Source organism: uncultured Streptomyces sp. (assembly GCF_947488945.1).
Lineage (GTDB): Bacteria > Actinomycetota > Actinomycetes > Streptomycetales > Streptomycetaceae > Streptomyces.
In genome coordinates, this window is record NZ_CANLBS010000008.1 from 164,886 (window position 1) to 178,379 (window position 13,494).

Below are 13,494 nucleotides of genomic sequence, written 5' to 3' on the forward strand. Positions count from 1 at the left end.
ACGCGCGCCGCCGGGAAACCATGATCATCATCGGTGCGGGGCTCGGCGGCCTGTCCACCGGCGCCTACGCGCAGATGAACGGCTACCGGTCCCACGTCCTGGAGATGCACGACGTCCCCGGCGGCTGCTGCACCGCCTGGGAGCGCGGCGACTTCACCCTGGACGCCTGCGTGAGCTGGATGCTGGGCAGCGGTCCCGGCAACGAGATGCACCAGATCTGGCTGGAGCTCGGCGCCCTCCAGGGCAAGGAGGTGCGCCACTTCGACGTCTTCAACGTCGTGCGCGGGCAGGACGGCCGGGCGGTCTACTTCTACTCCGACCCGGACCGCCTGCAGGCCCATCTGACCGCGCTGTCCCCGGCCGACGAGAGGCGTGTCCGGGACTTCTGCGACCGCCTGCGCGCCTTCCGCAAGGCGTTGGCCGTCTACCCGTTCCTCAAGCCGGTCGGGCTGATGGGCCGGGTGGAGCGCTGGCGCATGCTGGCGTCGTTCCTGCCGTACTTCAACGCGGTCCGCGCGTCGATCTCCGTCCTGATGTCGGAGTACTCGGCCCGCTTCCAGGATCCGCTGCTGCGCCAGGCGTTCAACTTCGTCCTCTACGAAAAACACCCCAACTTCCCCGTCCTGCCGACCCACTTCCAGCTCGCCTCGCACGCCAACCTCTCCGCGGGGGTGCCCGAGGGCGGGTCGCTGGGCCTGGCCCGCTCGGTCGAGCAGCGGTACCTGCGGCTCGGCGGCCGGGTGAGGTACAACGCCAAGGTGGAGGAGGTGCTGGTCGAGGAGGACCGGGCGGTCGGCGTCCGCCTCAGCGACGGGAGCGAACTGCGCGCCGACATCGTCGTGTCGGCGTGCGACGGACCCACCACCATGAGGAAGCTCCTCGGCGGCCGGTACCTCGATGACGACTACCGCAAGCTCTACACCGAGACCATCGACCAACCGGGCATGGTGTTCCCGGGCTACTTCACCCTCTTCCTCGGGCTCGACCGGTCCTTCCCCGAAGCCGACCCGTGCACCACCTACCTGCTCGACGAGGACGTGGCGTCCCAACTGACCGGCATCCGCCACCCGAGCATCAACGTCCAGTTCCGCAGCCGCCACTACCCGGAGCTCTCCCCGCGCGGCACGACCGTCGTGTACGTGACGTACTTCTGCGACATCGCCCCCTGGCGCGCCCTCGACGAGGGGCCGGAGCAGGTCACGCGGTCCCGCGGCGGCCAGGAACTGCACACCCTGCCGGTGCGCCACGGGCGCGGCTACTACGCGGCGAAGCGCAGGGCCCGCCTCGCGCTCGTCCGCTTCCTGGAGGAGCGGTTCCCCGGCATCACGGACGCCGTCACGGTGCGGGACGTGTCGAGCCCGCTCACCCACGTCCGGTACACCGGCAACCACGACGGGACGGTGCTCGGCTGGCAGCCGTTCGTGGAGAGCGGCGAGAAGCTGGAGGAACTGGTCAAGAAGCACGGGCCCGGACTGCCGGGTCTGGCGGACTTCTACCAGTCGGGCGTCTGGGCGACCACCGGCGGCCTCATCCGCGCGGCGGCGGCGGGCAGGCACGTCATGCAGTTCGTCTGCCGGGACGACGGCCGGGAGTTCACCGCCGACGTCGACCGGTCCGCTCCCCCGCCCACCCATGTCGTCATCCCGGTCGGCGGCGGAGCCGGCCGGTCCGCGGACCCGGCGGAGCCGGGCCCCCACGGTACGGAAAGGCAACCCCTGTGAAGATCAGCAAATGGGTGGTCCGCGAGCACGTCGAGGGCGTCCCCGACGTGGACCGCGTCTACGCGAAAGTGGTCGAGGACGTCGAGGTGGACCTCGCCCCCGACGAGATGCTCCTGAAGACCCTCTACGTGTCGGTCGACCCGTACCTCCAGGGCATCGCGCTGGACACCCCGCTCGGCGCGCACATGGGCGCCGACTCGATCATGGAGGTGCTGGAGGCGGGCCCCCGCGCGGCCCACCGGCCGGGCGACCTCGTGCAGGGCTTCGGCGGCTGGCGCTCGCACGTGATCGGCACCGGCGCGGCGGCGCTCTGGCAGACCGGGACCTTCCCGATGGTGTTCCCCGCGTACCGGCGGCTCGACCCGGGCCGGTACGACGACGCGCTGCCGCTGGCGACGGCTCTCAGCTCCATGGGCGGGCCCGGCATGACCGCCTGGGGCACCCTGCGCACCTTCCTCGCGGCCGGTCCGAACGACACCCTCGTCGTCAGCGGCGCCTCGGGCTCGGTGGGGACCCTGGTCGGCCAGCTCGCCCGGCTCTCGGGCGCCCGGGTGGTCGGCACCACCTCCAGTCCGCGCAAGGCGGAGTACCTGAAGCGGCTCGGGTTCGACGCGGTGGTCCGCTACCGGCAGGGCGACGACGCCGACAGCGTCCGGCACGCGCTGGCCAGTGCGGCGCCGGACGGGGTGGACCGCTACTTCGACAACCTGGGCGGCGCGGTGACGGACGCGGTGTTCCCCATGCTCAACATCGACAGCCGGGTCGCCGTGTGCTGGCAGTGGGCGACCCAGGTGGGACGGGACGCGGTCGGACCGCGGCTGCTGCCGTACCTCATGTTCCCGCGCGCCACCGTGCGCGGGATCTTCTCGCTGGAGTGGTTCACCGAAGAGAACTGGTGTGCGCTGCATGCCGAGTTGGGCGATCTGGTACGGCGCGGCGAGGTGGTGTGCGACCACACCCTGTACCACGGCTTCGACTCCATCCCGGCCGCCTACGCGAGCCTCTACCACGACCGCGGCGCCGGCCGCGGGAAAGTACTGGTGCAGCTGTGAAGACCATGCCCCGGCGGGCCGCCCGCTCCTCGCACCGCCCGCACCGCGCCGACCGCGTCCACCAGGAGGCCGTGTGACCACCCCGCCCCTCGACCACACCGGCACCCGTGGCCCGACCGGCCCGCTCCCCCTGCACCGGCTGGACTTCGGCCCGCCCGGACCGCCCCGGCCGACGACCCTGCCGGACGGCTCCGAGGGGTGGCTGGTGACCCGCTACCCGGACGTGCGGCAGGTCCTCGGCGACGGCCGGTTCACCCGCGCGGAACTCCACGCGCCGGACGGGCCGGGGCCGGTGGGGACGTCGGGGCTGGTGAGCGATCCGGACCTGGTGTTCAACCAGGACGGTCCGGCACACCTCCGCCTGCGCCGCACCCTGCGCCGGGCGTTCACGCCCCGGGCGGTCGCCCGGTGGCAGCCGTGGATCGCGTCGATCGTGGACGAACTGCTGGCGGAGCTGGCCCGGTGGGAGGGACGGGCGGACATCGTCGCCGAGTTCGCCCTGCCGCTGCCGGTGGCGGTGATCAGCCGCCTGATGGGGCTCGACCCGTCGGTCCGCGAGCGCCTGCGGCACTGGACCGAGTACGCCTTCACCGACGGCTCGCTGCCCCAGGAGGAGGTGGACGCGGCGCTGGCGGAGTTCTTGGACTTCGGCGCCCGGCTGCTGGAGCGGCGACGCCGCGAACCGGGGGACGACCTCGTCAGCAGCCTGGTCCTGGCCGCCGACGAGGAGGGCGCCATCCCCGAGTCGCAACTGGTCAGTCTGGTCTGCGGGCTGGTGGTCGGCGGCCACGACAGCACCATGACGATGCTGAGCAACGCGCTGCTCTATCTGCTCGACGAGCGGCCCGACGCCTGGCCCCTGATCGGGGCCGACGAGGAGGCGGCCGGAGTGGTGGCCGACCGGCTGCTGCACCTGATCCCGCTGGGCGACGACCGGGGCAGCACCCGCCGGGCGTCGGTGGACGTCGAGGTGGGCGGCGTCGTCGTCCCCGCGGGTGCGGTGGTGGTCGCGGACTGCGGCACCGCCAACCGGGACCCCGCCGTGTTCCGGACCGGACATCCCGACGACCTGTTCGCTCCGCTGGAGGCGCCCACCCTGTCGTTCGGCGCGGGCCCGCACTACTGCCTGGGCGCGTGGCTGGCCCGGCTGGAACTGCGGCTGGCCCTGCACCGGCTGGCCGCCCGGTTCCCCCACCTCCGGCTCGCGGAGCCGGCCGCGTCCGTCACCTGGCGTCTGGGCAGCACCTCCCGCAGCCCCGCCCGGCTGCTGGTGGCCCGCTGAGACCCCGCCCGCACGGCGCGGGCGGGGCCTCGGGGCTGGGCCGGGCGTTGGCGCGGCCCGCCGTAAGGACGCGGGGCCTCGGGACGGTCCGCCGTGCGACCGGCGGACCGTCCGCGCGCCTCAGCCGGCCGGGGCGTCGATGACACGGCCGTCCCGGTCGAGGGTGTGGGTGTTCCAGTACACGTCCCACTTGTCGTCCACCTGCTGCGGGACCTTGCCCTCCGGATACCGCACGAAGCCCGTGGGCGGCTCTTCGTCGTCGGACACGCAGGCGGAACCGGTAGCACCCACGGACATGACCGGATACTCGCCGTCCGAGCAGACGTCCTCCCGGTACTCGAACCCGGCGCATCCGGTGAGCAGCAGCGCGGCGACTCCGCTCGCGAGGGCGGCGACCACGAGGCGTGCCCCCGTCGGCCGGAGGGCGGTGGCGGATCGGTTCGTTCTGCGGGGCAGGTACATGATCTTCTCCAGTGGCTGGCGCTGTCGTATGCGTCCACTGTGGCCGCCGAGCCGTCCCCGGGAGATGAGCGCTCCTACTCAGGAACGGGTGCGCGGGTACCCAAACCGTCGGGCGGGTCCGGGACTTGCATGCGTCGCCCACGCGTGCGCGCCGCGCGCCGGACCGGGTCCGGCGGTGCAGGCGGAGGTGTGCCCCGGACGCCTCCCGACGGCGGCCTGAGGGCGCGCAGCGATCGGGGCCGACATCCCCTCGTCGCGAGCCGCTGACACCGGCCCGGTCGAAGCACACCGGTGCCCCGCCGGTCCCCGAGAACGACCGAGGGCCGGTATCGCATACCTCCGATACCGGCCTTGATCGACAACTGTCTCCAGTCGGGACGACAGGAGGTGAACCTGCGCCCCCTTGACCCCCAAGGAGTGAGCGTCAAGAGGATTTTCTGGATGCAGCGGTCTTCATCCAGGCGCGAGTGGTGCGTGTAGGCATGCATCGTGCACCACCGCGCGTAGCGGGTGGTCCCCAACTGGTCCCCAGCGCCCCCTTCCCACCGTCCGGCCGGCACCGCGCGCGAGCACCTCAAGCTCCTTCGAGATCGCAACCCTCCGGCCACCCAAGGGATCATCAGGTGGCCCCGGGGCCGGGTCGTAGGGTTGAGGACCTCCGCTGCCGTTCCCACATAACAGCCAAGAGCGGTGCGCGGCGAGGCACACCGAAGCCGGCCGGGGCATGGCGGCGCACTCACCTACGAGGACACGCACCGCGGTGGGTGCTGGTGGGTTCAGCCCGTCGAGGTCCAGGACGTGGACGACCTGACCACGCTGTCCAACGCCTACGCCCCTGCCGGACGTCTGGCCTCCCCATGCTCTCCACGTCGGACATCCTGCCGGGGCTGAACCCCGGATCTCGAATGTCAGCCACAGCGGATCGAGCCCACCGGCACCCTCGCTCCGGGGCGCGGACGCCTGTGACGTAGAGGGATTCCACCACAGCCCTGCACGCCTCTGGGCCGGCGAGGAAGCAGGTGTGCGGGGTCGGTGGGCGGAATGTATCCGCTGTGTATGCCCGCCTTCTTGAATCGCCGTGTCACCCGACGCAAGACGACAAGGGGAGAGCCATGCACAGGAATTTCCGCCGGTCGCTGATCACCATGAGCGCGGTCGCGGCCACAGTTCTCACCGTTCCCACCGCTGTCGCGACGCCGGTCGCGAACTCGTCGGAAGCCGCCATTGCCGCACGGCCCGCCTTCAAGATGCCTTTCGAGTGCAACCAGACATGGCTGGGCAACAACTGGTCGGGGCACAGTCCCGCGCACTCGATCGACTGGAACCACTACGACGCGAACGGCACCCCGGACGACCTGGGCCGCCGGGTGTTCGCCAGTGCCGGTGGCACGGTCCTCGAGTCGTACTACTCGACGGGCGCCGGATACGGGAACACGATAGTCATCGGTCACGGGGGCGGCTGGCAGACACGGTACGCCCATCTGAGGACCCGTTCGGTGGCCGCGGGCGCCACGGTGAACGTGGGCCAGCTGATCGGCGAGGTCGGCAACACCTCGGCCCTGTACGACATCTCCCCGCACCTCCACTACGAGCAGAAGCACGACGGAGCGGTCGTCGTCGCGGTCGTCCAGGGTGTCACGTGGAGCGACTACCTCAGGCGCAACCAGGTCAGCAACAACAGATGCTGACACACCGCCGGGTGTCGGCGGAAGGACCGGCCGGCACCCAGTGATCCCCTGAGCCGGGTGTGGGTGCGACGGCGGTCGCACCCACACCTGTTTCCATCGGCGCCGCTCAGAGGCTGTCGGGTGGCCTCTGAGCCGCATGCGAACGCGGTTCGGTGCGTGCGATTCCGGGGCGGAGAGGGAGCCGACGCGGCGCGGCGCCGACTGACGACAACACGGGAAGCGTGCGTGCCGGCCGCCCGGCCGGAGGTCACCCGACAGCCTCTCAGCGCATGGAGCGGAGTTTGGCGTCCACCAGTCCGGCCTCATCGGGCACACCCAGGCGGCGCCAGGTGGCGAGGGATCGGTTGAAGTAGTGCCGCGCGGTCTGCTTGCGGCCGGTCGCGTCGTGCAACTCGCCCAGCAGGCCCGCCACCTGGGCCTCGGCGCGGCGGTCCCCGAGCTGCTGCTGCACAGCGAGTGCACCGGTCAACAGCGCCGACGCCTCACCGGCGTCGCCCTGCCGCAAGCACAGTTCCGCGATGCTCTGCTGCACGTACGCGGCGCAGTGCAGGTCGGCCAACTCGTCGAAGATGCCGAGGGCTCGCTCCAGCTCGGCACGCGCCGCCTGCGGTTCGCCACGCAGTTCGTGCAGCATGGCGACCCTGCGGCGCACCTGTGCCTCGCGGTGCCGGTCCCCGTCGGCACGGGACAGTTCCAGGGCCCCTCGCAGCCAGCCGTCCGCGGCCTCCGGGTCCTTGCGCTCCAGCCAGACGGAGGCGATCGCGTTGCGTGCCACCGCCTCGCCGTGCCGGTCGCCGTACGCGGCGAAGTCCTCGAGCGCGGCGGTGAACGTCCCGAGCGCGGCGTCGAGATCACCCACGATCCGGTGGACGGAGCCGGAGCCCACCGCGGCGATCGCTTCCCCCGTGGGGTGTCCGAGCTCAGCGAAGAGCGCCCTGGCCCGGTCGAAGGAGGCGAGCGCGTCCGGGTACCTGTCCTGGTAGAGATGAAGCTGGCCGAGGTTGCGCAGCAGGGAAGCAGCCCGGACGTCGTCGTGGTGCGGCATGGCGTCGAGCACGAGCCGGTGGGTCCGCAGCCAGTCCCCGTAGTAGCCGCGCATGTCGAAGAAGCCCGCCAGTTCGATCGCCAGGTCGGCGGCCCTGTCAGTCCGCCCGAGCCGGACTGCTGCGTCGACGGCGGCGACGAGGTTGCGGTGCTCGCTCTCGAACCAGTCCACGGGCCGGGCGCGCACCATGAGGACGACATCGTGGGCCGATCCGTCCGGCAAACCCCGCTCGTCGGGCTCGCCCAGCACACCGAGGAAGCGGGTGGGCATGGCAGCGTTGGCGGAGCGGGCGAGGGCGGTGAGCGCGTCTATGACCCGCAGGCGACGCCGCAGCCGGATCTCCTGATTCTCCGTCAGGACCAGTTCCCGGGCGTAGCACCGCAGTAGGTCGTGCATGCGGTAACGGTTCAGGCCGAGACGGTCTCTGCCGACGACTTCGACGAGGTGTTCGTCGAGCAGGGTGTCCAGACCCCCCGCCGTCTCACTGTCGCACCCCGTCGCTACGGCGACGAGCCAGCCCGGGACGGCGTCGTCGGGCAGGTCTCCGAACGTGCGGAAGGCGGTGGCGGCGGGCTCGGGCAGATGGCGGTAGCTGAGTTCGGCGCCGGCCCGCACCTCCAGCTCGCCGAAGCGGACCGCCCCGAGGCGACCGCGCTCGTCGCGCAGCGAGTCGGCCAGCGTGCCGACGCTCCAGCCGGGCCGGTTCACGAGCCGGGCGGCCGCGATCCGTACCGCCAGCGGAAGTGATCCGCACTCGGCGAGGACACGGTCGGCGTCGGCCCCCTCCCGGCGCAGCCGGTCCGCGCCGACGATGGCCCCGAACAGGGCGCGGGCGTCATCGTGCCGCATCAGCCCGAGCGGGCAGGCACGCGCCGGCAGGCCGGGCATCCGGCGCCGCGAGCTGACCAGCACCGCCGAACCACCGGTACCTGGAAGCAGTGGGCTCACCTGTGCGCTGTCCAGGGCGTCGTCTAGCACGATGAGGAAGCGCCGCTGGGCCAGGCGGGAACGGAACATCGCGGCGCGTTCGCCCGGATCACCGGGTATCGAACTGTCGATGACGCCCAGGCCACGCAGCATCTCGGCCAGGACGTCCGCCGGCTCACGGGGGCACTCGCTCGTTCCGGCCAGGTCGACGAAGAGCTGCCCGTCGGGGAACGCGTCACGCACCCGGTGGGCGACATGCACAGCCAGCGTGGACTTCCCGACACCCGGCGGGCCCGACACCGCAGCGACCACGGGCTGTCGGCCGGCGGTGGACAGTAACTCCTCCAGGTCGGCGACCTCGACGGCGCGTCCGGTGAAGTCCATGATGTCCATCGGGAGTTGGCAGACGGACACGGGCGTTGCCGCGCGACGGCGGCCGGGGTATCCGTTGACCTCGGCGCCGATGGTACGCAGCGGCTCGCTCGGCTCTATCCCCAGCTCGGCGGCGATCACCCGCTCGGCCTCGGCGTACGCGGACCGCGCCTCGGCGCTGCGCCCCGCGCCGTTCAGCGCGTGCACGAGCATCCGCCACAGGTCCTCCCGCAGAGGGCTCTCGGTCAGCCGGGACCGCAGGCCGGAGACCAGGTGGGCGTAGTCCCCGAGCCGGAGCCGTAACTCGAGGCATTCGTCGACAGCGATGGACCGCAACCCCTCCATGCGCGTGATGGCCGGGTCCCACACCACGCTGGAGGGCACGTCCTGGAGCACCCCGCCGCGCCACAGCCCCAGGGCCATTTCGTAGGCACGCAGTGCCGCCGCGTCCTCACCGCGGTCGCGGGCGGCGCGGGCCGAGGCGAGATGCTGCTCAAAGAGCAGCATGTCCACCTCCCCGGGCTCGACGCCCAGTGAGTAGCCGGAGGGCTCGGTACGCAGTCCGCCGACCGCCGTCGGGGGCAGCCGCAGCCGCAGCGTCCGTACGTACGTGCGCACGTTGGCGACCGCGGACCGAGGTGCGCCACCTGGCCACAGGACCTCCGTCAGCAGGTCCAGTGAGACGAAGCCGTTCGGCTGGAGCAGCAGAGTCGCCAGTACGGCCCGGGGCTTGGCCCCGCCGATCCGTACCGGGACACCGTGCGCCCTCACCTGGAGCGGCCCCAGGACTCCGAATGTCGGCTCCCCCACCGCAGCCTCCGTGATTTCGGTAACTTCGGTGCAGCGTAACGATGTCCGAAGCCTCTCCAGACGAAATCCGGGTGACGACTCCCCCTCGATCCTTTCAGCGCTCGCTGCGGATCTCCCGGCGCGGTTCAAGCCGCCCACCCGGCACCGCGCTTGCCGGGGGTACGGCCCCCTGGCGGAATGCCCCTGAGGACGTTCCTTCAGGCCCGGTGGTCCACGCCCGGACCACCGTGCATGCTGCTCCGTGGGGCCGACACGGGCGGCCGCACGCGCCGCTCGCTGCACGCGGGCGGATGCCAGGCTGCGGCACCCCACCCTGTCGATCACCGCGAACCTCTACAGCCACCTCACCCGAGAGGCCGCACACCAGGCCGTCGACACCGTCGGCCAAACCTCACCACGGCCGCACGAGCCGCTGACCACCTGACCAGACCGGGGCGGCTGCGCCCACCTGACCAGACCGGGGTGGCTGCGCCCACCTCGCGACCGCATCGACCGCCTCCGCGCAGTCCTCCACGAACTCCGCTCCCCCGCACCACCCGCCACCAGCACCCAGGTGAACCAGACCCGGCCCGGGCGTGCGACCACACTGCGACCACCACGCCCCGGGACGCACGAAAAGCCGCCCTCCCATGGATGAGAGAACGGCCTCCGACCTGCGTTTCCACATGGTCGGGACGACAGGATTTGAACCTGCGACCCCTTGACCCCCAGTCAAGTGCGCTACCAAGCTGCGCCACGTCCCGATGCGGGTCTGACCTGGTCTTTCGCCCTGGCCGAACGCGCATGAGAACAATACCGCACTCCGGCAGGTGGTCACGAACCGTTTCCCGCTTGACCTCAAGTTTGGTTGATGTTCGAGGGTGGCCGCATGACGAACTCCACCGCGACGAAAGCCTACGGCTACGCCGATCTGCACCGGCTGATGAGCCTGATGACCGGCGACGAGAAGCACGGGCCCGCCTCCACCTCCACTCTGGACGCGCTCTGGGTCCTGTACGACCGGGTGCTGCGCGGGGGCGGGCCGGGGCGCACCGAGGACCCCGAGCGGGACAGGTTCCTGCTGTCCAAGGGGCACGGCCCGATGGCCTACTACGCGGTGCTGGCGGCGCGCGGCTTCTTCGGCGAGGACGTGCTGGCCGGATTCGGCGGCTACGACTCGCCGCTCGGCCACCACCCCGACCGGATGCTGGTCCCGGGCGCCGAGATCGGCAGCGGCTCGCTGGGCCACGGGCTGCCGCTCGCGGTCGGCACGGTCCTCGGTCTCCGGGCGCAGGGGCTCACCGGGCCCCGGGTCTGGGTGATGACCGGGGACGCCGAGATGGACGAGGGCAGCAACCACGAGGCGCTGGCCTATGCGGGGCCGGCCGGGCTGCAGCAGTTGCACACCGTGGTCATCGACAACGCGTCCGCCTCCTACGCCCGCCCCGGCGGACTCGCGGCCAGGTTCGAGGCCGCCGGCTGGTCGGTACTGACCGTGGACGGCACCGACCACGAGGCGCTGCACGCCGCTTTCACCGCCCGGCACCCCGGCCGGCCGCATGCCGTGATCGCCCGCACGGCGCCCTAGGGCTGAGCCCTCCCCGCGCTCCGCCGGAGCGGCCCGCCTCCCGCCCAGCCTCACACCCCCCGCACACGCGAAGGACAGACGCCCCATGGACACCATGCGTGACCGATTCATCTCCCTCACGACCCGGCTGCTCGACGAGGACCCGAGGCTCGCCCTGGTGCTCGCGGAGATCAGCTCCGACGCCTTCGGGCCCGCGGCACGGAACCATCCGGACCGGGTGATCAACGTCGGCATCCGCGAACAACTGCTGGTGGGGGTGGGCGCGGGCCTGGCCCTCACCGGCCTGCGGCCCTTCGTCCACACCTTCGCGAGCTTCCTGGTGGAGCGGCCGTTCGAGCAGGTGAAGCTGGACTTCGGGCACCAGGGCGTGGGCGGGGTGCTGGTCAGCGCCTCGGGTTCGTACGACTGGCCTGCCGGCGGGTTCACCCACATGGCGCCCGGCGACGTGGCGCTGATGGACACCCTGGACGGCTGGACCGTCCAGGTCCCCGGGCATCCGGACGAGGCCGAGGCCCTGCTGCGGGAGGCGGCACGCGGCGACGACCGGGTCTATGTGCGCCTCTCCGTGCAGGCGAACGCCCGGCCGCTGCCGACGGGCCCCGGATTCGTCCCGGTGCGGCGGGGAACGGCCGGCACGGTGGTCGCCGTCGGACCGATGCTGGACAACGTCCTCGCCGCGACCGAGGGGCTCGACCTGACCGTGCTGTACGCCACGACGGTCCGCCCCTTCGACGCGCCCGGCCTGGTACGGGCCGTCGGCCCGGGTCCGGCGGACGTCGTGGTCGTGGAACCGTACCTCGCCGGTACGTCGACGGGCGCGGCCAACGACGCGCTGGCGGCGGTCCCCCACCGCGTGCTCGGCCTCGGAGTGGGCCGCGCCGAGCTGCGCAAGTACGGGGAACTCGGCGAGCACCTCGTCGCACACGGCCTGGACCCGGCCGGGCTCCGCCGGAGCATCAGCGGCTTCCTGAGCCTCTGACGCCGACGACGCGACGACGACGCGTACGAGCCCGGCCGACAGCACGACAACACCACGACGGCACGACGGCACGACGGCTCTGCGAGTACGGCGCACCGGGCGCCGGCCCGCACGGCGGCCCGGTCCTGGCGGGAGCTGCCGGGACCGGGCCGGGACCGGGCCGCCGCCCGGCTCAGGGGTGCGCGCCGAAGTGCTGGAGCCGGGCCGGCGGCGCCGACGTGGCGCTGATCAGGTGCTGGAGGAGCGTCACCAGCGCGCCCGTGCCCGAGCTCGCGATCCGGGCGTCGCAGAGCACCACCGGCACGGTCGGCCCGAGGTCCAGCGCGGCCCGCACCTCGTCGGGTTCGTAGCGGAACGCCCCGTCGAACTCGTTGACGGCGACGATGAAGCCGATGCCGCGCCGTTCGAAGAAGTCGACGGCGGCGAAGCAGTCCGCGAGCCGCCGGGTGTCGGCCAGCACGACCGCGCCGAGCGCGCCCTGGGAGAGCTCGTCCCACATGAACCAGAAGCGCTCCTGGCCGGGGGTGCCGAACAGGTAGAGGACGTGCTGCTCGGAGAGGGTGATCCTGCCGAAGTCCATGGCGACGGTGGTGGAGCGCTTGGACTCGACGCCCTCCAGGCTGTCGGTCGCCGCGCTGACCTGGGTGAGCAGTTCCTCCGTGCTCAGCGGGGCGATCTCGCTGACGGCGCCCACGAACGTCGTCTTGCCGACCCCGAAGCCGCCGGCCACCAGCACCTTCAGGGCTGTGGGGAAGAACGCGGCGGGCGGTCCGGCGCTGTCAGAGCTGTCGTCGTAGACCATCGAGCACTGCCTCCAGCAGGGATCGGTCGGTGGGCACATCGTGGAAGGCGGGGGCGTGGGCGGTGACGGCCCCGCAGGCGACCAGGTCGGACACCAGGATCTTGGTGACGGTCGCCGGCAGCCGGAGGTGCGCGGCGATCTCCGCGACGGAAACAGGTCCCTCGCAGAGCCCGAGCGCCACCCCGTGCTCGGGTCCGAGCTGGTCCGCCGGGGAGATCCCCGTGGCCATGATCAGGGAAAGCAGGTCGAGGGCGGTCGTGGGCCGGGTGCGGCCGTTGCTGACGGTGTACGGGCGGATGAGCCGGCCTGCCGCGTCGTCGAGCAGCGGCACGTCCCGGGGAGCCACCACGCTCACATCCCCGGGGTGAAGGGCGAGTGCGGCGGCTGCCGCACCGGGGTGACGAGGTAGGGGCGGACGCTCTTCACGAGCATGGTCATCTCGTAGCCGAGGACCGCCGCGTCCGCCTCCCGGCCGGCCAGTACGGCGAGACAGGTGCCGGAACCGGCCGTGGAGACGAAGAGCAGGGTGGAGTCGAGTTCGACGACCACCTGCCGTACGTCCCCGTTGTCGCCGAACCGGGCGCCCGCGCTGCGGCCGAGGGAGTACAGCCCCGCCGCCAGCGCCGCCATGTGGTCGGCGCTGTCCGGGTCCATGCCGTGCACCGACTTCACCAGGCCGTCCGCCGAGAGCAGCACGGCGCTCCTGGTGTGCGGGACTCGCTGGACCAGTCCGCCCAAAAGCCAGTCCAGGTCGGATGCCTGACCGGTCGTCATGTCGCTCGTCATG

Annotated in this window: 11 protein-coding genes and 1 tRNA gene; 6 read left to right on the forward strand and 6 right to left on the reverse strand. The window is 72.0% G+C overall.

Annotation, left to right across the window (positions count from 1 at the left end):
• Nucleotides 1–20 precede the first annotated feature (20 nt).
• The 3 genes from Q0994_RS15215 (at nt 21) to Q0994_RS15225 (ending at nt 4,055) form a co-directional block, all read left to right on the forward strand.
• A complete protein-coding gene (locus Q0994_RS15215) occupies nt 21–1,721 on the forward strand; it encodes an NAD(P)/FAD-dependent oxidoreductase (protein WP_299534459.1) in 1,701 nt (566 codons plus the stop codon).
• Nucleotides 1,718–2,773, forward strand: coding sequence for an NADP-dependent oxidoreductase (locus Q0994_RS15220; RefSeq protein WP_299534461.1), 1,056 nt, complete (start codon nt 1,718–1,720; stop codon nt 2,771–2,773). Before Q0994_RS15215 ends, Q0994_RS15220 begins: the two co-directional genes overlap by 4 nt.
• Before the next feature lie 73 nt (nt 2,774–2,846).
• Nucleotides 2,847–4,055: a cytochrome P450 gene (locus Q0994_RS15225; RefSeq protein ID WP_299534463.1), complete on the forward strand. Its 1,209-nt coding sequence runs from the start codon at nt 2,847–2,849 to the stop codon at nt 4,053–4,055.
• Between the two features lie 120 nt (nt 4,056–4,175).
• On the opposite strand, the gene Q0994_RS15230 is transcribed toward Q0994_RS15225, so the two are convergent.
• Nucleotides 4,176–4,517, reverse strand: coding sequence for an SCO0607 family lipoprotein (locus Q0994_RS15230; protein WP_299534465.1), 342 nt, complete (start codon nt 4,515–4,517; stop codon nt 4,176–4,178).
• Between the two features lie 1,112 nt (nt 4,518–5,629).
• Here Q0994_RS15230 and Q0994_RS15235 point away from each other — a divergent pair.
• Nucleotides 5,630–6,205 carry a M23 family metallopeptidase gene (locus tag Q0994_RS15235; RefSeq protein WP_299534467.1) on the forward strand — a complete coding sequence of 192 codons (576 nt, stop codon included), beginning with the start codon at nt 5,630–5,632 and terminating at the stop codon, nt 6,203–6,205.
• A gap of 262 nt (nt 6,206–6,467) precedes the next feature.
• On the opposite strand, the gene Q0994_RS15240 is transcribed toward Q0994_RS15235, so the two are convergent.
• Together Q0994_RS15240 and Q0994_RS15245 are read right to left on the reverse strand one after the other, a co-directional pair.
• On the reverse strand, nt 6,468–9,359 hold the full coding sequence (locus Q0994_RS15240; RefSeq protein ID WP_299534469.1) for a BTAD domain-containing putative transcriptional regulator: 2,892 nt from the start codon (nt 9,357–9,359) through the stop codon (nt 6,468–6,470).
• A gap of 666 nt (nt 9,360–10,025) precedes the next feature.
• Nucleotides 10,026–10,102: transfer RNA gene (locus tag Q0994_RS15245), tRNA-Pro, on the reverse strand.
• A gap of 125 nt (nt 10,103–10,227) precedes the next feature.
• Between Q0994_RS15245 and Q0994_RS15250 the strand changes: the two genes are divergently transcribed.
• The gene (locus Q0994_RS15250; RefSeq protein WP_299534472.1) at nt 10,228–10,926 is read left to right on the forward strand and encodes a transketolase; all 699 of its coding nucleotides are present in this window, start codon (nt 10,228–10,230) and stop codon (nt 10,924–10,926) included.
• An 85-nt stretch (nt 10,927–11,011) separates the two neighbouring features.
• Nucleotides 11,012–11,905: a transketolase family protein gene (locus tag Q0994_RS15255; RefSeq protein ID WP_299534475.1), complete on the forward strand. Its 894-nt coding sequence runs from the start codon at nt 11,012–11,014 to the stop codon at nt 11,903–11,905.
• Between the two features lie 172 nt (nt 11,906–12,077).
• Here Q0994_RS15255 and Q0994_RS15260 read toward each other — a convergent pair whose 3' ends face one another.
• Genes Q0994_RS15260 through Q0994_RS15270 form a run of 3 tightly spaced genes read right to left on the reverse strand, consistent with a single transcriptional unit; the run spans nt 12,078 to nt 13,493 of the window.
• Complete coding sequence (locus Q0994_RS15260) at nt 12,078–12,707, reverse strand: ATP/GTP-binding protein (protein WP_299534478.1); 630 nt, start codon at nt 12,705–12,707, stop codon at nt 12,078–12,080.
• Nucleotides 12,685–13,056: a DUF742 domain-containing protein gene (locus Q0994_RS15265; RefSeq protein ID WP_299534480.1), complete on the reverse strand. Its 372-nt coding sequence runs from the start codon at nt 13,054–13,056 to the stop codon at nt 12,685–12,687. Before Q0994_RS15265 ends, Q0994_RS15260 begins: the two co-directional genes overlap by 23 nt.
• A gap of 2 nt (nt 13,057–13,058) precedes the next feature.
• Nucleotides 13,059–13,493, reverse strand: a complete 435-nt coding sequence (locus tag Q0994_RS15270; RefSeq protein WP_299534482.1) for a roadblock/LC7 domain-containing protein — start codon at nt 13,491–13,493, stop codon at nt 13,059–13,061.
• Between the last annotated feature and the right edge of the window lies 1 nt (nt 13,494).

Bases quoted from the DNA above. Each gene is read 5' to 3' on its own strand.
- Q0994_RS15215 (WP_299534459.1), top strand. From the start codon at position 21: ATGATCATCATCGGTGCGGGGCTCGGCGGCCTGTCCACCGGCGCCTAC.
- Q0994_RS15230 (WP_299534465.1), bottom strand. From the start codon at position 4,517: ATGTACCTGCCCCGCAGAACGAACCGATCCGCCACCGCCCTCCGGCCG.
- Q0994_RS15235 (WP_299534467.1), top strand. From the start codon at position 5,630: ATGCACAGGAATTTCCGCCGGTCGCTGATCACCATGAGCGCGGTCGCG.
- Q0994_RS15250 (WP_299534472.1), top strand. From the start codon at position 10,228: ATGACGAACTCCACCGCGACGAAAGCCTACGGCTACGCCGATCTGCAC.
- Q0994_RS15255 (WP_299534475.1), top strand. From the start codon at position 11,012: ATGGACACCATGCGTGACCGATTCATCTCCCTCACGACCCGGCTGCTC.
- Q0994_RS15260 (WP_299534478.1), bottom strand. From the start codon at position 12,707: ATGGTCTACGACGACAGCTCTGACAGCGCCGGACCGCCCGCCGCGTTC.
- Q0994_RS15270 (WP_299534482.1), bottom strand. From the start codon at position 13,493: ATGACGAGCGACATGACGACCGGTCAGGCATCCGACCTGGACTGGCTT.